Annotated in this window: 13 protein-coding genes; 6 read left to right on the top strand and 7 right to left on the bottom strand. The window is 63.4% G+C overall.

What is annotated here, in order from left to right:
- Nucleotides 1-161 precede the first annotated feature (161 nt).
- The 3 genes from ATC00_RS26755 (at nucleotide 162) to ATC00_RS26745 (ending at nucleotide 2,440) form a co-directional block, all read left to right on the top strand.
- Nucleotides 162-626 (top strand): pyrimidine dimer DNA glycosylase/endonuclease V, encoded by a 465-nt coding sequence (locus tag ATC00_RS26755; protein ID WP_082912581.1) that lies wholly within the window; start codon nucleotides 162-164, stop codon nucleotides 624-626.
- A 224-nt stretch (nucleotides 627-850) separates the two neighbouring features.
- A complete protein-coding gene (locus ATC00_RS26750; RefSeq protein ID WP_064255073.1) occupies nucleotides 851-1,738 on the top strand; it encodes a DMT family transporter in 888 nt (295 codons plus the stop codon).
- A 207-nt stretch (nucleotides 1,739-1,945) separates the two neighbouring features.
- The gene (locus tag ATC00_RS26745) at nucleotides 1,946-2,440 is read left to right on the top strand and encodes a hypothetical protein (protein ID WP_064255072.1); all 495 of its coding nucleotides are present in this window, start codon (nucleotides 1,946-1,948) and stop codon (nucleotides 2,438-2,440) included.
- A 15-nt stretch (nucleotides 2,441-2,455) separates the two neighbouring features.
- On the opposite strand, the gene ATC00_RS26740 is transcribed toward ATC00_RS26745, so the two are convergent.
- The 3 genes from ATC00_RS26740 to ATC00_RS26730 all read right to left on the bottom strand — a co-directional run bounded on the left by ATC00_RS26740 (nucleotide 2,456) and on the right by ATC00_RS26730 (nucleotide 5,699).
- A complete protein-coding gene (locus ATC00_RS26740) occupies nucleotides 2,456-3,403 on the bottom strand; it encodes a lysylphosphatidylglycerol synthase transmembrane domain-containing protein (RefSeq protein WP_064255121.1) in 948 nt (315 codons plus the stop codon).
- Nucleotides 3,404-3,671: 268 nt separating this feature from the next.
- On the bottom strand, nucleotides 3,672-5,063 hold the full coding sequence (locus ATC00_RS26735) for a dipeptidase (RefSeq protein WP_082912573.1): 1,392 nt from the start codon (nucleotides 5,061-5,063) through the stop codon (nucleotides 3,672-3,674).
- 192 nt (nucleotides 5,064-5,255) lie between these two features.
- On the bottom strand, nucleotides 5,256-5,699 hold the full coding sequence (locus ATC00_RS26730) for a MarR family winged helix-turn-helix transcriptional regulator (RefSeq protein ID WP_064255120.1): 444 nt from the start codon (nucleotides 5,697-5,699) through the stop codon (nucleotides 5,256-5,258).
- 450 nt (nucleotides 5,700-6,149) lie between these two features.
- On the opposite strand from ATC00_RS26730, the gene polA reads away from it, so the two are divergent.
- On the top strand, nucleotides 6,150-9,164 hold the full coding sequence (polA, locus tag ATC00_RS26725) for a DNA polymerase I (protein WP_064255071.1): 3,015 nt from the start codon (nucleotides 6,150-6,152) through the stop codon (nucleotides 9,162-9,164).
- Between the two features lie 236 nt (nucleotides 9,165-9,400).
- Here the strand turns inward: polA and ATC00_RS26720 are convergent, their stop codons facing one another.
- On the bottom strand, nucleotides 9,401-10,411 hold the full coding sequence (locus ATC00_RS26720) for a chemotaxis protein CheB (RefSeq protein WP_037390694.1): 1,011 nt from the start codon (nucleotides 10,409-10,411) through the stop codon (nucleotides 9,401-9,403).
- A 252-nt stretch (nucleotides 10,412-10,663) separates the two neighbouring features.
- Between ATC00_RS26720 and ATC00_RS26715 the strand changes: the two genes are divergently transcribed.
- Both ATC00_RS26715 and ATC00_RS26710 read left to right on the top strand, forming a co-directional pair.
- The gene (locus ATC00_RS26715; RefSeq protein ID WP_064255070.1) at nucleotides 10,664-14,152 is read left to right on the top strand and encodes a chemotaxis protein CheB; all 3,489 of its coding nucleotides are present in this window, start codon (nucleotides 10,664-10,666) and stop codon (nucleotides 14,150-14,152) included.
- Complete coding sequence (locus ATC00_RS26710; RefSeq protein WP_064255069.1) at nucleotides 14,136-14,522, top strand: response regulator; 387 nt, start codon at nucleotides 14,136-14,138, stop codon at nucleotides 14,520-14,522. The genes ATC00_RS26715 and ATC00_RS26710 overlap by 17 nt, the downstream gene beginning before the upstream one ends.
- Nucleotides 14,523-14,536: 14 nt before the next feature.
- On the opposite strand, the gene ATC00_RS26705 is transcribed toward ATC00_RS26710, so the two are convergent.
- The 3 genes from ATC00_RS26705 to ATC00_RS26695 are packed head-to-tail and all read right to left on the bottom strand — an operon-like array spanning nucleotide 14,537 to nucleotide 19,584.
- Nucleotides 14,537-15,169: a TetR family transcriptional regulator gene (locus tag ATC00_RS26705; protein WP_064255068.1), complete on the bottom strand. Its 633-nt coding sequence runs from the start codon at nucleotides 15,167-15,169 to the stop codon at nucleotides 14,537-14,539.
- A gap of 52 nt (nucleotides 15,170-15,221) precedes the next feature.
- Nucleotides 15,222-18,368 carry an efflux RND transporter permease subunit gene (locus ATC00_RS26700; protein WP_064255067.1) on the bottom strand — a complete coding sequence of 1,049 codons (3,147 nt, stop codon included), beginning with the start codon at nucleotides 18,366-18,368 and terminating at the stop codon, nucleotides 15,222-15,224.
- Between the two features lie 10 nt (nucleotides 18,369-18,378).
- A complete protein-coding gene (locus ATC00_RS26695; protein WP_064255119.1) occupies nucleotides 18,379-19,584 on the bottom strand; it encodes an efflux RND transporter periplasmic adaptor subunit in 1,206 nt (401 codons plus the stop codon).
- Nucleotides 19,585-19,704 lie beyond the last annotated feature (120 nt).

The raw sequence follows: 19,704 nt of genomic DNA, 5'->3' as shown, positions 1-19,704 counted from the left end.
GTGGGAAAAACCCAGCACCTTCAAAACCTTGGCGTTGCCGGTTGCGCATCCTGTCATTGGCAGGGCCGCTGCGGCCGCCTTGTGCTCGGCAGGTGTTACATTAGATATTGCATGCGAGGACCGGGAGCGGCTCGGCGTTACAGGGAAACGGATTGGCGCCAGTGACCAGAATAAACTGCATTCCGCCTTCGGAACTGTGTGGCCCGCATCTGGTTGCCGAATATAGAGAACTGCCGCGCGTCTTTGCGCTCGTTCGGGCGGCCATCGCACGCGGCGAGAGCCCGAGCGATCCGCGAAATCCGCCCGTCTATACGCTCGGCAAGGGCCATGTCCGGTTCTTCTACAGCCGGCTTGCCTATCTCGCCAAGCGCCAAGCAAGCCTGATCGCGGAAATGCAGCGGCGCGGCTACCGGCCGGCCTTTCGCGAGGCCGAAGGCCTGCTCGGCGATCTCCCTTTGGAATGGTGCAATGACTGGGACCCGACCTCCGAAGCCATGGCGCTCAATCGCGAGCGTATCCGAGAGCGGTTGGCCGGAACAGCGCGCCGAGGCGCCGGTCATTCATCCGCTTTGCATCCGCTGCAATGCTGCGATGCAACATTGGCAGTATTAAATCAGCCGGAATGACTTATGATCATCCTCATCGAAGCGCTGCACCTCCTCCCGCGGCGCCCGATGCGGGTCGGTTTCACTCCTCCTCCCAGGAACCGGCCAAGTTTGAAAGACCCCGACGCCACCTCCTCCCGGCTCGGGGTCTTTTTCTGTCAACGCACCCGCTTCTCGCAGCGACTGGGGCGCGCTGCCAGAGAAAGTCGTGGTTTCAGCCGCTGGACGCGTGTATCGACGAGCCCATGGGAACCAAGGCTAACGGCTACGTCTTCGCGCTGCTGGCGATCGTCATCTTCTCGATCCAGGACGGGCTTTCCAAACATCTCGGCTCCAACTATCCGCCGGTCTTCGTGGCGATGATCCGCTACTGGGCCTTTGCCGCCTTTGCCGTCACGCTGGCCTGGCGGTCGCCGGCCGGGCTCCGCGCCACCGCGGTGACGAAGAGGCCGCTGCTGCAGCTATTGCGCGGCGTGCTGCTGCCGGCGCAGATCGTCGTGGTGATCACGGCCTTCACCGTCGTGGGCCTTGCCCATTCGCAGGCGATCCTGGCGGCGACGCCGATCTTCGTCGCCTTGCTGTCGATGCCGCTTCTCGGCGAGCGGGTCGGCTGGCGCCGCTGGTCGGCGATCACGGCCGGCCTCGTCGGCGTGCTCTTGATCCTGAAACCGGGCGGGGGGACGTTCGAGGTCGATTTCCTCCTGCCGCTTGCCGGGGCGCTGATGTTCGCGATCTATGCGATCACGACGCGGCTCGTCAGCCGCGATGATTCGGCGATGACGAGCTTCTTCTACACCGGCGTCGTCGGTGCCGCGGCGATCAGCCTCGTCGGCCCGTTCTTCTGGGCGACGCTGTCGGGTCCGGACTGGATGTGGATGATCCTTCTCTGCGTCACCGGCAGCCTGAGCCACTATTTCCTCATCCGTGCCTATGACCTGCTCGATGCGGTGGCGGTGCAGCCGCTCACATATCTGCAGCTCGTCCTCGCCTCGATCATGGGTGTGACGATCTTCGGCGAGACCTTGACCGCCAACATGATCCTCGGATCGCTGCTGGTGGTGGCGGCCGGTATCTTCACCGTCTGGCGCGAGCGGGTAGTCGCAAGACGCAAGGCGGGACTCCCGCCGGTCTAATGCATGTGGCCCAAAAGTGTGCAGCGGTTTTGGGATAACGACATGCACAAAAACAAAGACCTAACGCGCGCCGCGTGAATACGTCTGAACGCGACGCGCTTTAGGACGGTTCGATCCCTCAACTCAAAATCGTCGTGATCATGACCAATCGTACCGGCCTCCGTCGGCGATTCGGCCGGCCATGTTCATCCTTGCGAAAGGAAGACGATGAGATTTCGTTCGATCCTGCTGCCGGTGTCGGCAGCAGCCCTGGCGGCGTTGAGCGCCGAGGTCAGGGCGCAAGACTCCGTCCCTTATGTCGACGACCGTTCGGATGGGGCGACGCTCGTTCGCTCGCTCTATAACGCCATCAACCGCAAGGAATATGCCAGGGCCTATGGCTATTTCGGCGATTCGAAGCCGGTCGGCGAGTTCAAGGCCTTTGCCGATGGTTATGCCAAAACCGAATCAGTCGAGATCCGGATCGGCGAGGTCACGACCGAGGGCGCCGCCGGCAGCATCTACTCGGCCGTGCCGGTGGCGATCAAGTCGGTCGAGCAGCAAGGCAAGATCCGCTTCTTCTCCGGCTGCTATGTCGCGCGGATCATCAATCCGTCGCTGCAAGTGCCACCGTTCACCCCCTACCAGATCGAGACGGCACGTCTCGAGGAGGCGGAGGGACCGATCGAGAAAGCGATACCCGGCGTCTGCAACGCGCCCTGACGGCAACGCGAGTCGCTACGACCCCTTCGCGTCGCGCTGCTCCAGGAAGCGCGAATGCTCGAAGACGAAGATGACGACAAGCGCCATGACGAACGGGATCAAAAGATAGAGCAGGCGGAAGATTGCCAGCGCCGCCAGCACGTCGGCGGGATCCATCTCGGGCAGTGCGGCGATGAAGACGAGTTCGAGCACGCCGAGCCCGCCCGGCGCGTGCGAGAGCAGCGCCGCCGAGAAGGAGGCGAGGAAGATGCCGAGGATGACGACATAGCCCGGGTTGCCGGCCTCCGGCAGTGCGAAATAGATGATGCCGGCCGCGCCGAGGAGTTCGACCGGGGCGATCACCAACTGCCGGAGCACAATCGCCGGCCGCGGGTAGTGAAGCTGGAACCATCGGGTGCGCAGCGGCCGAAGCCCGACCAGGCTTCCGAGGATGTAAAGGCCGATAAACGTCAGGAGCAGGCCGCCCGTCGTCAGCGACATCTCGATCGGCAGCACCTCGGCAAAGCGTTCGATGATGTCCGGCTTGGCAAGCAACACGATTGCCGACAGCATCAGCGTGCCGAGGGTGAAGGTGAAGGAGCAGAAGGCGACGAGAACGCCGATCTCGCCCGGTGTCAGCCCCTTGGAACGGTAGGCGCGATAGCGTACCACGGCGCCGGAGAACACCGAGGCGCCAAGATTGTGCGATAGCGCATAGGTCGTGAACGAGCAGAGCGTTATGAACCAGATCGAGATGCGATGGCCGAGATGGTCGAGCGCCAGCTTGTCATAGGCGGCAAGGGCCGCATAGGCCACGAGCGTCGAGCCTATGGCCAGCGACCAGCTTCCGATCGAGATCGCTTGGAAACTGACAATGAACTCGTTCAGTGAAAGTCCGCGCAGTTCGTGGACCAGCGCACGCACCGAAAAAACGATCGCCGCCAGCCCCACGGCGGGCCAGAAATATGCCTTTAGCCGTGTCATGCTGGCGCCAGGGCGATGGATCGACCGCGGCTTGTGCAGGCATGGAAAGCGTTGCCAGAGCGGCCACATCCGCCGTCGCAGAAAGAATCGCGCTTGAGACGCGATGCCTCGATACTCACCCTTGCCAACAGCCCATTCCCATTCTGTGCTTTTCAAAAGGGAAGCATTCCGGCGCGGTGAGGTCAAGCAGCGCTGGCCGGATATCTGATTGGAAGTCCTTCCATCGAGGGTCAGCCGCCGCGAACGCCTTCGCAGCGGCTGACGAGAGTCATGCGGCAACGGCGTCGAGAATGCGGATCCAGGAACGGATGCCCTTGTGGAAGGATGTGAGCTCGTACTTCTCGTTGGGCGAGTGGATGCGGTCGTCGGCAAGGCCGAAGCCGACGAGCAGCGATTCCATGCCCAGCATCTTCTGGAAATCGCCGACGATCGGGATCGAGCCGCCCATGCCAATCACAATGGCCGGCTTCGGCCATTCGGCGGACAGCGCCACCTTGGCGGTGGTGAGAAGCGCCGAGTCATAAGGAAGATGGATAGCCGGCGAAGCACCATGCGCGTGGAACTCCACCGAGCAGTCCGCCGGAATTTTTGACCGGACATAGGCACGGAAGCTCTCGCGGATCTTTGCCGGGTCCTGGTCGCCGACGAGGCGGAAGGAGACCTTGGCGGAGGCTTGCGCCGCGATCACCGTCTTGAAGCCTTCGCCGGTATAGCCGCCGGTGATGCCATTGACCTCCGCTGTTGGGCGCGCCCAGGTCAGTTCAAGCACCGAGCGCCCCTTTTCGCCGGAGGGGATGGAAAGGCCGACATCTCCAAGGAATTTCTCAGCCGTCCGGCCAAGCGTCTCCCAACTCGCCTTGATCTCGGGGGGCGTCTCTTCGACGCCGTCGTAGAAATTGTCGAGCGTGACACGGCCGGTCTCGTCGTGCAGTCCGGCCAGGATGCCGGTGAGGATGTGGATCGGGTTGGCCGCAGCGCCGCCGAAAAGGCCGGAATGCAGGTCGCGGTCCGCCGCCTTGACGATGATCTCCTCGCCGACGAGACCGCGCAGGCCCGCCGAGATCGCCGGTGTCTCGCGGTCCCACATGCCGGTGTCGCAGATCAGCGCATAGTCGGCCTTGAGCTCGGCGGCATTGGCCTCGAGGAAGGGTTTCAGCGACGGCGAGCCGGATTCCTCTTCGCCTTCGAAGAGAATGGTGATGCGGCAGGGAAGCGCCCCCTGCGTCTCCTTGTAGGCCCGCACCGCCTCGACGAAGGTCATCAGTTGTCCCTTGTCGTCGGAGGTGCCGCGGCCGGTGATCACCTTGCGGCCGGGTTCGAGCTCCTTGATTCCCGGCTCGAAGGGCGGAGCCTCCCAGAGGTTCAAGGGGTCGACCGGCTGGACGTCGTAGTGGCCGTAGAAGAGCAGATGCGGGGCGCTGGCTTTTGCGGCGGCATGATGGGCGACCACCATCGGATGGCCGGGCGTGTCGCGCACAGCGGCTTCGAAGCCGAGAGCCTTGAGCTCGGCCACCAGCCATTCGGCCGCCTTGCGGCACTCGGCCTTGAAGGCGGGGTCGGTCGAGATGGACTGGATGCGAACGAAATCGAATAGCCGCTCAAGGCTTTCAGGAAGGTTTGCGTCGGCGCGCTCGAGCACGGGGGTGATGTCTGCCATCATGCGAATCCTTTGTGGGTTTCGCGGGCGAACCTAGCGCATCGGCCCGAAAATCGAAATCCATTTTCAAAAGGCACGATGCGTAGATTCAAAGTGTTACAGCGTCCTTTGCGCGTCTGAAAGGACGCGCGGCGCTGTAAAATCGAATGGAGGCGGCTTTAAGCAAACTGCAACGACAAATTGTCCGGACGGCCGTTAGGACGGGTCGCCCCTGCGTGCCGCATTGGCGAGCGCCATGCGCATATATTCGAGCATCAGCTCCTTCTCGAAGCGCCGGAAACCGGCGAGCAGCGACTGCTCCGCCGAAAGTGCCGCCTCCTTCGCCGCCGCCTCCATGCCGCGGGCCTGCGCCGTCAGAAAGATCTGCTGCGAGCGCCGGTCGTTCGGATGCTTGCGGCGGACGACGAGGCCGTCGCGCTCCATCCGGGCGAGCGTATTGGCCATGGTCGCCTGTTCGATGTCGAGGCGGTCGAGAAGCTGCTTCTGCGTCAGCCCGTCTTCGGCCCACAGTTCCAGCAGGATAGGAAACTGCCCCGGGGCGAAACCGAGCTTCTGTGCCCGCTCCTGCAGGGCGCGCGAGAAGCTTCTTGCCAGCAGGCTGGCCAGATATGTCGCGGAGTCCATACGATTGAAGGCCATGCCCATGCGTAGGGCCGAATCGGCATCAAGACAAGTTACAATGCAGGCGATGGAGTGGATCTACAGCGCGCGCGTCTTATCAGACGCTGTAGCACTTTGAATTGCTGCATGTCTTTGGCCTTAGATCGAGATCGATTTAGGGAGACATGCAGTAGCCCCAAACAAAAACCGCCACGGCGCGGAGGCGGCGCCGTAGCGGCTTCGTGAAAGCGGGACAAAGGCCCGGAGAGGGGGATGAGGCCTTTGTCCACATCTGGTGCGGGCGGGGGACAGGCCAATCACCAGACGACGGCATCGTTTTAGTGCCGCTCACCCTGATTTGAGGATTCAAATGTGGCTTTTCAAGGATTGTGCGACCCACTCGCACATTACAAATGCGTAACGTTTCCGTGAGGATTCGGGCGAAAACCGCAATGGACCTTTGGCTCACCCCGCGCTATCCATGGCCGCATGAAAAACGGTGATCATCTCTTCCTCGTCGACGGCTCGGGCTTCATCTTCCGGGCGTTCCACGCCATCCCGCCGCTCAACCGCAAGTCGGACGGGCTGCCGGTCAATGCGGTGGCCGGCTTCTGCAACATGCTCTGGAAGTTGCTGACCGATGCGCGCGACACCTCGGTCGGCGTGACGCCGACGCATTTCGCGGTGATCTTCGATTATTCCTCCAAGACCTTCCGCAATACGCTTTATGACCAGTACAAGGCGAACCGCACCGCGCCGCCGGAGGACCTGATCCCGCAATTCGGGCTGATTCGTCACGCCACCCGCGCCTTCAACCTGCCCTGCATCGAGAAGGAAGGTTACGAGGCCGACGACCTGATCGCGACCTATGCGCGGCTGGCCGAGGAGGTGGGCGCCGGCGTCACCATCGTTTCCTCCGACAAGGACCTCATGCAATTGGTGACCGCCAATGTGTCGATGTACGACAGCATGAAGGACAAGCAGATCACCATTCCCGACGTCATCGAGAAATGGGGCGTGCCGCCTGAGAAGATGATCGATCTCCAGGCGATGACCGGCGATTCCACCGACAATGTTCCGGGCATTCCCGGCATCGGCCCCAAGACGGCGGCGCAGCTCCTCGAAGAATATGGCGACCTCGACACGCTGCTTTCGCGGGCCGGCGAGATCAAGCAGCAGAAGCGGCGCGAGGCGATCATCGCCAATGCCGAGAAGGCGCGCCTGTCGCGCGAGCTCGTCACCTTGAAGAAGGACACGCCGCTCGACGTGCCGCTCGAGGATCTGCGGCTCGATTCGCAGGACGGACCGAGGCTCATCGCCTTCCTGAAGACGATGGAGTTCAACACCTTGACGCGCCGCGTCGCGGCAGCGACCGACACGGATGCGGAGGCAATCGAACCGGCGCATGTGCCGGTCGAATGGGGGGCGCAGGCGCATGGGCCCGATCTCGACGTCGGCGAGGCGGCCGGTCCGCCGCCGACGCCGGCCTCGTCGAGCGCCACGCCGCCGCGCGGCAACGCCGCCAAGGCGGCGGTTTCCTTCCTTACCGGCAAGGGCGACGCCGAGGTCAGCGGCGCGACGCCCCAGGAACTGGCGCGGGCGCGCGCCGACTATTTCGCCAAGGCGCCTTTCGACCATTCGGCCTATGTGACGATTCGCGATCTCGAAACCCTCGACCGGTGGATCGCCGATGCGCGCGAGGCGGGCGTTCTCGGTTTGGAAACGGCGACGAACTCGCTCGACCCGATGCGGGCGGAACTCGTCGGCTTCTCGATGGCGTTTGCCGATTACCGCAACAATCCGCTAGGCGGCACCATCCGCGCCGCCTATGTGCCGCTGATCCACAGGAACGGCGTCAGCGATCTCCTCGGCGGTGGCATGGTGGAACACCAGGTGCCGGTGCGCGAGGCGCTGAGCCGGCTAAAGGCCCTGATGGAAGACCCGTCGGTGCTCAAGGTCGCACAGAACCTGAAATACGCCTATCTGGTCATGAGGCGGCACGGCATCGTCCTGCAGAGCTTCGACGATACCATGCTGATGTCCTATGTGGTGGATGCCGGCAACGGCGCGCACGGCATGGATTCACTCGCCGAGCGTTGGCTCGGCCATGTGCCAATCCCCTACAAGGACGTTGCCGGCACCGGCAAGGCGTCGGTGAGCTTCGATTTCGTCGACATCCACAGGGCGACCGCCTATGCGGCCGAGGACGCGGAGGTGACGCTTCGCCTCTGGCATGTCTTGAAGCCGCGGCTGGCCGCCAAGGGCCTGACCCGCGTCTATGAGCGCCTCGAAAGGCCGCTGATCGCGGTCTTGGCGCAGATGGAGGAGCGCGGCATCACCGTCGATCGCCAGATCCTCTCGCGCCTTTCCGGCGAGTTGGCACAGGGCGCCGCAGCGCTCGAGGACGAGATCTATCGGTTGGCCGGCGAGACCTTCACCATCGGCTCGCCGAAGCAGCTCGGCGATATCCTGTTTGGCAAGATGGGCTTGCCGGGCGGTTCGAAGACGAAGACCGGCCAATGGTCGACCTCCGCTTCGGTGCTCGAGGAGCTTGCCGCCGTCGGACACGAACTGCCGCGCAAGATCGTCGACTGGCGCCAGCTCACCAAGCTGAAATCGACCTATACCGACGCCTTGCCCGGCTTCGTGCATCCGGAGACGAAGCGCGTCCACACCTGCTATGCGCTCGCCGCCACCACGACGGGGCGCCTTTCCTCCTCCGAACCGAACCTGCAGAACATCCCGGTCAGGACCGCCGAGGGCCGCAAGATCCGCACCGCCTTCATCGCCACCCCGGGCCACAGGCTGGTGTCGGCAGATTACAGCCAGATCGAACTTCGGGTGCTCGCTCACGTGGCGGACATTCCGCAGCTTCGCCAGGCCTTTGCCGATGGTGTCGACATCCACGCGATGACCGCATCCGAGATGTTCGGGGTGCCGGTGGACGGCATGCCGAGCGAGATCCGGCGCCGCGCCAAGGCGATCAATTTCGGCATCATCTACGGCATCTCGGCCTTTGGGCTAGCCAACCAGCTTTCGATCGAGCGCTCGGAAGCGGGCGAGTACATCAAGAGATATTTCGAGCGCTTCCCCGGCATTCGCGACTATATGGAGAACACCAAGGCTTTTGCCCGCGAGCACGGCTATGTCGAGACGATCTTCGGCCGCCGCGCCCATTATCCGGATATCCGCTCCTCCAATCCATCACACCGCGCTTTCAACGAGCGCGCCTCGATCAACGCCCCGATCCAGGGCTCGGCCGCCGACATCATCCGCCGCGCCATGGTGAAGATGGAACCGGCGCTCAACGCGGCGAAGCTTTCCGCCCGCATGTTGCTCCAGGTCCACGACGAATTGATCTTCGAGGTCGAGGAGAGCGAAATCGAGCGCACGCTTCCCGTGATCGTATCTGTGATGGAGAATGCCGCCATGCCAGCACTCAACATGAAGGTGCCGCTGAAGGTCGACGCCCGCGCCGCGCAGAACTGGGACGAGGCGCATTAGGCGACCGTGGGGGCTCTCGACCCTTCCCCAACCCATCCCCACAAGGGGGAGGGGCTTAGCGGGCGGCATTGTCGTCACCTCTTGCCGACCTTTGTGTCTGCGGCAAGGGCCGGAAATGACGGCGATCGCAGCGGGCACTGTAGCCCCTCCCCCTTGTGGGGATGGGTTGGGGAAGGGTCTTGTACAACGTGCCATGATCGGATGTGCAAAAGGCCGAGCCAGGTCACTCGAGATCTCTATGCGTCCTCGACCTCGCCGGCCGCGCCGGCGGTCTTGCCGAGAATGGCGCGACGCAATGTTTCCGCATGCTCGCGACCTTCATCGGCCCGCCGGCTGTTGACGGCGGCAGCGGCGTCTCGACCGCTACGCCGTGCATCGTCGGCCATTTTTTCACTGAGCGTCACCCTTTCCTCGATGATGCGTAGCGCAACCCGCATCGCCTCGTCGACGGAGCCCTCGGACTCGGCCGCGAGCGTATCGGAGGTGTAGGCATGGCCGACCTGGCAGCGGAACCGAAGCGGTGGCCAGGTCTTGATCTGCGAGAGAACGCCGCCGCAAGCGGGGCAGGACATTGGAACGGCGTCGGCGATCGTCGCGATCGCTTCAGAGTCGATCTGACGGCCGAGCGCGATGTCAACCTCGAGCTTGAGGTCGTCCGGCACGGGAACCGGCGGCCCGGCCTCCTCGCTCGTGAGCTTGACAAGCAGCTGAGGCAGATCCGCAAGGGAAGCACGGTAGTCGACGTCGCTCGCCTTCAAGGCTCCGAGCGGCATGTCCGGCGCAGCCGCATCCTGCGGGTTCTGCACCACGGTTACGCCGCCGCAGCGCTTCAGATCGGCGAGACCGGCTGCGCCGTCGTTCAACATCCCGGTCAGGACCACCCCGACGGCTCGGGTGCCGTGAGTCATGCCGACGGATCTGAAGAGCGGATCGACCGCCGGTCGAGCCAGGTTCTCACGCGGGCCCCGACCGAGCCTGACGACACCGTCGACGACGAGAAGATGGTGGTCTGCAGGTGCCACATAGACACGACCAGGCTCGACTCGCTCGCCATCAGTAGGCGTTGTGACGGGAAGGGCAGTATGCTCGTCGAAGATATCTGCGAGCAGATTGTTTCCACGCGCGCCGACATGGATGACGATGAACACGGCGGCCGCGAGGTCGGAAGGAAGCTCACCAAGCAATTGCTTCAGGGCGCCAACCGCTCCCACCGACCCCCCAATGGCAATGACGTCGCGGCGGTCCATGGCATGCTCCATTTTCCCTACAACGTTCCACGAGCGGATAGGTTCGATGTGGCGTCGGATTGGCGGCCCTTCATCGCGGCAGGCAAGGGAAGATTTTCCCAGCACCCTTGTTGGGTCCCTTCATCCGCTGCTATAAAAAATCACGCTGGGGCCGCCGTTCGAAGTAGAATGGCGCCAATTTCGAATCCCGCAGTGGAAGGCACGTCGAGCCGAGATCGTGGCTGATCAGGCGATGTTGCCGGGAGGTTAAGCATGGACCAGAAATTGGATCCGCCGATTGTTGGAATCGGAGCTTCTGCAGGAGGCGTCAAGGCCCTTCAGACCTTCTTCGACAACATGTCGCCCGATACCGGTGCGGCTTTCGTGGTCATCATCCATCTTGATCCGCGCGCCCGGAGTGAGCTCGCCAATATCCTGGCATCGCGCACCCGGATGCCGGTGACTCAGGTCGAGGACACGGCGAAACTCGAGGACAACCACGTCTACGTTATTGCGCCGAATCGGCGGCTGCAGATTGCCGACGGTACGATTGCCGCGCTTGAGTTCGAAGAGACGCGCGCGGCTCGCGCTCCAATCGATTTTTTCTTTCGATCGCTTGCCGAACACAGTGGGACCGGCTTTGCTGTCATTCTCACCGGTGCAGGTGCAGATGGCGCGATCGGCGTCAAGGCCATCAAGGAGGCCGGCGGCATTGTCCTGGTGCAGGACCCAAACGAGGCCGAGTATGCCTCGATGCCCCGCAATGCCATTGCGACCGAAGTGGCCGATTTCGTGCTTCCCGTCCCCGAGCTTTCCGAGCGCCTGATCGAGTTGCTCGCGAGCCGCGATGCACTTCCCTCTCACCCGATCCGATCCGGCGACGAAGATCTGCTGGCTCGCATTCTGGCGCATGTGCGCGTGAGGACCGGTCACGATTTCTCGCAATACAAGCGGGCCACGATCTTGCGCCGCATCGGCCGCCGGGCGCAGGTCACCAGGAAGGAAACGCTTGCCGACTATTACGCCTATATGCGCGAGAATCCGGAAGAAGCGCAGGCGCTTTTCAGCGATTTCCTGATTTCGGTTACGACCTTCTTCCGTGACCAGGCGGCGTTCCAGTCGCTGGCCGAGAACGTCATCCCGCAACTGTTCGACGGGAAGGAAGCCGGCGACAGCATCCGCGTTTGGGTCCCCGGTTGCGCGACGGGAGAGGAGACCTACACGATCGGCATCCTCCTGCTCGAGGAAGCGGCGCGTCGCGATCTCGCGCCGGAGATTCAGGTTTTCGGTTCCGATCTTGATGCGGGCGCTCTGGCGATCGCGCGCGAAGGGCGTTTTCCATCAACGGTCGAAAGCGATCTCAGCGAGGAAAGATTGCGCCGGTTCTTCCAGCGGGAAGGCGATCACTATCGCGTGCGCCGGGAGCTGCGCGACGTCGTGCTTTTCGCCAGCCATAGCCTGTTGCGAGACCCACCCTTCTCCCATCTAGACATGATTTCCTGTCGCAACCTGTTGATCTATCTCGATCGGCAGCTTCAGCAGCAGGCCTGCAGCACTTTTCACTACGCGCTCAACCCGGGAGGCTTCCTCTTCCTGGGGTCGTCGGAAAGTGCCGACCATCCTACGGGACTGTTTCGCACGATCGATCGCGAGGCGCGCATCTACAGGTCCGTACTGGGCACCGGCGATCGCCGCCCGGTGCTGCCTGTGCTGCTCGGCCCGCACCACGGGGTGGAGCGGACACGGGTCGTCGCACGCCCGCCATCGGCGGCCGGCAGCGTCAGCGACGCAGCATTGCACCGGCAGATGCTCGAAAAAATCGCCCCGCCAAGCATGGTCGTGGATGAAAGCCATCGGGCAGTCCACCTCTCCGAGAACGCCGGTCGCTTTCTGCAGCCATCCGGCGGACCGGTCAGCACCGATGCGACGGACCTCGTGCGCGAGGAATTTCGCTTCGACCTCCGGGCGGCGCTGCACCGCGCCTTCGAGCGCAACGAAGCGACGCTCAGCATGCCGATCCTCGCTCACCTCGATGGACAGCCTCATCGCGTCTATCTCCAGGTAAAGCCGGTCCTTCAAGGAACCGACCCGACGCGCCATGCCCTGGTGCTCTTCATCGAAGGCGATGTGCTGGACCCTTCCGAAGACGCCGTCGAGTCGTCGAACGGTCGCGTGCCGACCAATCAGGCGGTCCGGCAATTGCAGGAGGAACTGCAGCTCGCACAGAACCGGCTTCGCGCGACCAGGGAGGAATCGGAAGCGGCCAACGAGGAACTGCGCGCCGCCAACGAAGAGCTCCAGTCGATGAACGAAGAGTATCGGTCGACGGCGGAAGAGCTCGAGACGAGCAAGGAGGAACTGCAGTCGATCAACGAAGAGCTGCAGACGGTCAACAACGAGCTCAAGCTGAAGCTTGAAAGCGTGTCCCGTGCGCACAGCGATCTGCAGAATTTGATGGCCGCGACCGATGTCGCGACACTTTTCCTCAACCCGTCGCTTCGCATCAAGCGCTTCACGCCGCGTTTGACGGACATATTCAACGTGACGCTGAACGACGAAGGACGGCCGATCACCGATTTCACGCATAACCTCGAATACGAGAACCTGGCGGAAGACGCGCGCTCCGTATTGGAGGATCTTGCTCCGGTAGAACGGGAGGTCAAGAGCCGTAACGACGGCTGGTATCTTGTGCGGATGCGCCCGTACCGCACCATAGACGACAAGATCGATGGAGTCGTGGCGACGTTTGTCGACGTTACGCAGCGCCGCCAGGCCGAAGAGATGGCGCGAGAAAGCAAGCAGCGCCTCGAACAGGAAATGCGGCTGGTCGAGCTCTCACGCTCGCCGATCTTCGTGTGGGATTTCGACGACGGCATCAAACAGTGGAATCGAGGCAGCGAGGAGCTTTACGGCTATTCGCGCGAGGAGGTCGTCGGGAAACAAAAGGAAGAGCTGCTCAAGACGGTCGTGCCGGGCTCATCCTTCGAAGTCCTGCGGCGGACCCTCCTTGAAAAGGGCCATTGGAGCGGCGAACTGAACCATACGACGAAGGACGGGCAAGTGCTGACGGTGGAGAGCCAGATCGAGCTCCTGCCGCTCGGCGACCGACGCCTTGTCCTCGAAAGCACCCGCGACGTCACCGATCGCAAACGCTGGGAGCGGCGCCGGCAGCTCCTGCTGAACGAACTCAGCCACCGCGTGAAGAACACGCTTGCCGTCGTTCAATCCGTGGCGCGGCAGACGTTGCGCACCACTCACTCGAGCGATGACTTCGTCGAGCGATTCGAGGGGCGCCTCGATGCCTTGGCGAGCGCCCACAAGCTTCTCGTCGATTCGGAATGGAACGGCGCCGAGCTTGGCGCCCTGGCGCTCAGCCAGCTCGAAGCCTACACGGGCACCGACGGGCGCAGGCTGCAGATAGAGGGAGAGCCGGTCATGCTGACGCCGGATCTCGCCACCCCCTTCGGTCTCGTCCTTCACGAGCTTGCCACCAATGCCGCGAAATATGGCGCTTTCGCCACGGCAGACGGGCAGGTGAGCCTCCGCTGGAAAGTGGGGAACAATGACCGGCGGCTGGCGGTTACTTGGGAGGAACGCGGTGGTCCGCCGGTCGAACCGCCGGGCGAACAGGGCTTTGGCGGCGTGCTGATCGAAAAAGGCTTGCCCGGAGCGACGGTTCACCGCGAGTTTCGGCCAGACGGCGTCGTCTGTAAGATCGAGATCAAGCTCCCGGAGATCCCGCACAATGGAGCGGAACGCTGATCAGAACCTGCCTCTTGCCGGCGCCAGAATTCTGGTGGCCGAGGATGAGCTTCTGATTGCGCTCGACATGGAAGCGGCTTTTCGCGGTGCCGGCGCCGACATTGTCGGGCCATGCCTGACGCTCGAAGCGGCCTTGGATGCGGCCAGAAATGAGCCGCTCTCGCTCGCAGTGCTCGATATCCGCCTCGGTGATGTGACGACCGAGAATGTCAGCGATCTGCTGGCCGAACGCGGCATCCCATTCCTGTTCTATAGCGGACAAGCTCTGCCCGACGCGATGCAACGGAAATGCGACGGCGCGGTGGTGGTCGATAAGCCGGCTACCCAGCAGGACCTCGTTGGCGCCGCCGTAAGCATGCTGACGGCCTGAGGTTTCTGTTCGCTTCAGGCAGCAGACTGCGCGGGAAGCGTCTGCCGGAAGCTGTCGAAGAGGCGCCTCAGCGCGTCGCGGCCCTCGGCTGCGAGATCGAATCGGCGGCCGAAGAGCAGCCATTCCGTGCAGAGGCCGGTCATCATCCAGTGCAACGTGCGGACGGCGGAGGTCGGCGTCCAGTTGTCGCGCAACTGCCCGCGCTCGAGCGCACGGGCGAAGGCGAGTTCGAGCATGGCGGTGTGGCGCTCCTTCATTTCCTTCTGGCGGTCGAGTACGGCCGACATTTCATTGTCGTAGTCGCACCGGAGCATGATTGCGAGAATGCGCTGCCGCTGCTCGTCGATGGCAAGCATTTCGAGCCAGTCGCTGGTGGCTGCTTCGACGATGGCCAGCGTGTCGGAGGCTTCGGTCTCGATCTCACGCGCAATCATGTCTTCCTGCGGCAAAGGCACCGCATCGTAGAGCGCCAGGAAAAGATCGGTCTTGTTGGCGAAATGCCAGTAAATGGCGCCACGCGTCACGCCGGCTTCGCTGGCAACTTCGTCGAGGGTCGTACCCGAAACACCCTTCTTGTAAAAAACGCGCTCGGCGGCGCTCAGGATCTTCTTTCGGGTTTCCTCGGCATCGGCCTTGGTTCGGCGCATGTCATTCTCCTTGCTGGACGGCCCGCCGGTGAGGGCGGGCCGTTGATACGCATTACTCGGCCGGCGTAGCGCTCTCGGATGCGGCCCCAGGTGCCGTGCCCCTCGCTTTTCGCCACCCGAAGATCTTCATGACGAACACGAAGAACACCGGCACGAAGAAGATCGCCAGCACCGTTGCCGAAATCATCCCCCCCATGACGCCGGTGCCGATGGCGCGCTGGCTGCCGGAGCTTGCGCCCGTCGCGATCGCCAGCGGCAAGACGCCGAGAGTAAAGGCGAGCGAGGTCATCAGGATCGGCCGGAAGCGCAGGTGCACGGCTTCCAGCGTCGCCTCGATCAGCGGCTTGCCCTGTTCGCGCAGCTCCTTGGCGAACTCGATGATCAGGATGGCGTTCTTCGCCGAAAGACCAATGATCGCGATCAGGCCGACCTTGAAGTAGACGTCGTTCGGCATGTCGCGCATCATCACCGCCAGCACCGCGCCGATGACGCCGAGCGGCACGACCATGATGACCGAGACGGGGATCGACCAGCTCTCGTAAAGCGCCGCCAGGCACAGGAAGACGAGCAGGCAGGAGAGCGCAATCAACATGGGTGCCTGTGAGCCCGACTGGATCTCCTGCAGCGATTGCCCGGTCCATTCATAGCCGAAGCCGGCAGGAAGCTGGGCCACCAGACGCTCCATCTCGGCGATCGCATCACCGGAGGAATAGCCCGGAGCGGCATTGCCGCTGATGCGGACAGCCGGATAGCCGTTGTAACCGACGGTCTGCGTCGGCGCCTTGACCCACTCGATATTGGCAAAGGCCGAGAGCGGCACCATGCCGCCGTTCGAATTGCGGACATTGAGGTTCAGCAGATCGGCCGTCTGCATGCGCTGGTTCTCGTCCGCCTGCACCGTCACGCGTTGCATGCGGCCGGCATTCGGGAAGTCGTTGACATAGGACGAGCCGAGATTGGTCGAGATCGTCGAGTTGATATCGGCAAAGGTCACGCCGAAGGTGTTGGCCTTCTCGCGGTCGATGTTGACGCTGACCTGGGCCGCATCCGGCATGCCCTCGAAGCGAACGCCCGTCACCACCTTGCTCTGGGCGGCAAGGCCGAGAAGCTGGTCGCGTGCCTCGGCCAGCGCCGCTTCGCCGAGACCGGCGCGGTCCTGCAGGCGGAAGGAGAAGCCGCCGGTGGTACCGAGGCCCTGGATCGCCGGCGGCGACAGCGCGAAGCTGATCGCGTCCTTGATCTGGCTCATCGCCATTGTTGCGCGGCCGGCGATCGACTGGGCGGCGTTGTTGGCGTCGCGCTCGCTCCAATCCTTGAGCGTCACGAAGGCGAGCCCCGCGTTCTGGCCGGTGCCGAAGAAGGAGAAGCCGTTGATGGCGACGATCGTATCGACCGCCTTCTCCTGGCCGAAGATATGCTCCGCCTGTTCGATGACCTCGGTCGTGCGGTTTCCGGTCGCTTCTGACGGCAGCTGCATCATGACGATGACGAAGCCCTGGTCTTCGTCCGGCAGGAAGGACGAGGGAAGCTGCAGGAATGCCCAGGCGAGGCCGCCGAGCAGCGCCAGGTAGATGATCATGAAGCGGCCGGTGCGCGTCACCAGGCGCCCGACCATGCCGGTATAACCGCGCGAGGTCCTGTCGAAGCTGCGGTTGAACCAGCCGAAGAAGCCGCGCTTGGCGTGATGATGGCCCTTCGGGACCTGTTTCAGGAAGCTGGCGCAGAGCGCCGGCGTCAACGACAGGGCGAGGAATGCCGAGAACAGGATCGAAACGACCATAGTCAGCGAGAACTGGCGATAGATCACCCCGACGGCGCCCGGGAAAAAGGCCATCGGAATGAACACCGAGGCGAGCACCAGGGTGATGCCGATGACCGCGCCGGTGATCTGCTTCATCGCCTTTCGGGTCGCCTCCTTCGGCGTCAGCCCTTCCTCCGACATGATGCGCTCGACGTTTTCGACGACGATGATCGCATCGTCGACGAGGATGCCGATCGCCAGCACCATGCCGAACATGGTCAAGACATTGATCGAGAAGCCCATCGCCAGCATCACCGCGCAGGTGCCGAGAAGGGCGACCGGCACGACCAGCGTCGGAATGATCGTGTAGCGGATGTTCTGCAGGAACAGGAACATCACCAGGAAGACGAGCACCATGGCCTCGACGAGCGTCTCCACCACCTTCTGGATCGAGACGGCGACGAAGGGCGAGGTGTCGTAGGGGATGGAATATTCGAGCCCCGGCGGGAAGAACTCGGCGAGCTCGTCCATCCGCGCCTTGATCGCCTCGGAGGTCGAGATCGCATTGCCGCTCGGCGAGAGCTGCACGGCGATGGCCGCCGAGGGCTTGCCGTTGAGGCGGGTCGAGAAGGAATAGCTCTCGCCGCCGATCTCGATGCGGGCGACGTCGCGCAGCCGGACGGCGGAGCCGTCGGCGTTCGCCCGAAGCACGATGGCGCCGAATTCCTCCGGCGACGAAAGCTGGCCCTTGATCACCACGGGGGCGCTGATCTGCTGGCTGATTGGGTTCGGTTGGGCGCCGATCGAGCCCGAGGCGATCTGGGCGTTCTGCGCCTGGATTGCCGCGGTCACGTCGGCGGCGGTCAGGTTGAGGCCGAGCATCTTGTCCGGATCGAGCCAGATGCGCATCGAGCGCTCGGTCGCGAACATCTGGGCGCGGCCGACGCCCTGGACGCGCTGGATTTCGCTCAAGACGTTGCGGCTCAGATAGTCGCCGAGGCCGATCGCGTCCATCGATCCGTCGGTCGAGGTCAGCGAGATGATCAGCAGGAAGCCGGAGCCGGCCTCGTCCACCTGGACGCCCTGCTGCTTCACCGAATCAGGCAGCCGCGGCTCGACGCGTTGCACCCGGTTCTGGATGTCGACCGAGGCCTGGCTGGGGTCGGTGCCCGGTTCGAAGGTCGCGTTGATCTCGACGGAGCCCGAGGCGCTCGAGGTCGATTCGAAGTAAAGCAGGCCCTCGACGCCGTTCAGCTCATCCTCGATCAGCCGCGTGACGCTCTGATAGGTGTCCTGCGACGAGGCCCCGGGATAGGTGGTGTTGATCGAGATCTGCGGGGGCGCGACATCCGGATACTGCGACACGGGCAATAGCGGGATTGAAATGATGCCGGCGACCATGATGAAGATCGCCACCACCCAGGCAAAGATCGGCCTGTCGATGAAAAAACTGGGCATAGATGTGGTCTCACTTCACTGCGGTGGCGGACTTGTCGCCGGCGGCCGCCGCGCTCTGCTGTTCGTTACCGGGCTTGGCGCCCTGGGTCCAATCGGTGGGTTCGACGGGAGCGCCGGGGCCGATCTTCTGGAAGCCTTCGACGATCACCTTTTCACCGGCCTTGAGGCCGGCGGTCACCTGCCAGCGCTCGCCGACGGTCCGTCCCAGCGTGACGTTGCGGAACTCGACCTTCTTGTCGGCGGTAACGACATAGACCTGCGACTGGCCCGCATTGTTGCGCTGCACCGCCTGCTGCGGAACGGTGATCGCGTCCTTTTCCAGCCCCTGCTGGATCTGCACGCGCACATACATGCCCGGCAGCAGATCGTTATTGGGATTGGGAAACTCGCCGCGCAGCGTCACCTGACCGGTGGTCGCGTCGACCGCCGCCTCGGAGAACAGCAGCCGGCCCTTCAAGCCATAGGGCGTGCCGTCGTCGAGGATCAACTGCACTTCCGCTTCGTTCTTGCCGCTGATCAGCTGGCCGTCCTGAAGCGCCTTACGCAGCCGGATGAGGTCGGTCGCCGACTGGGTGAAGTCGGCATAGACGGGATCGAGCTGCTGGATGGTTGCGAGGTTCTGCGTGTCGCTCGCGCTGACCAGCGCACCCTCGGTGATCAGCGCCCGGCCGATGCGGCCGCTGATCGGCGCAGTCACATTGGCGTATTGGAGGTTGAGCTTCGCCTCGGCGAGGCCCGCCTCGGCAATGCCGATATCGGCCTCGGCCTGGGCGAGCGTTGCGATCGCGTCGTCATATTGCTGAACGGCCGCGACCTGTGCCTCCTTCAACCGCGACTGCCGGTCGGCGGTCTGCTTGGCCTGGTCGCGCACCGCGATTGCCCGCTTCAGCGTCGCCTCGGCGCTGTCGACCTTGACCTGGAACGGCGCCGGATCGATCCGGTAGAGCACGTCGCCTTCCTCGACCATCGTGCCCTGCTCGAACACCCGTTCGACGACGATGCCGGAAACGCGCGGCCGAACCTCGGCGATCCGCGTCGGCGTGATCCGGCCGGGCAGCTCGTTGGTGATCGGCAAAGGCTCCGCCGCGGTTGTGAAAACGGCGACCGCCGCCGGAGGGAAAGCCGGGGCCGCGGCCTGCTCTTCGCTTTTCTGGCAGCCGGCGAGAAGGAGCACGGTTGCCAGCGAGGCGGCCAATATCGGTCGGGTCATATGCATCGCAATGTCCAATACGCAAAGGACCGTCTCGCGGCGCCTGCCGCACGGTCCGTCAGGGAGATGAAGCGGAGCCGGAATCGGGGAAGATACCGGAAAGCTAATATACAAACATGAATGTAT

The sequence above is a fragment of the Sinorhizobium americanum genome (assembly GCF_001651855.1).
In the GTDB taxonomy this organism is placed as follows: domain Bacteria; phylum Pseudomonadota; class Alphaproteobacteria; order Rhizobiales; family Rhizobiaceae; genus Sinorhizobium; species Sinorhizobium americanum.
Note: the sequence above shows the minus strand (reverse complement) of the source record. Positions and strands in the feature narration are given on the sequence as shown.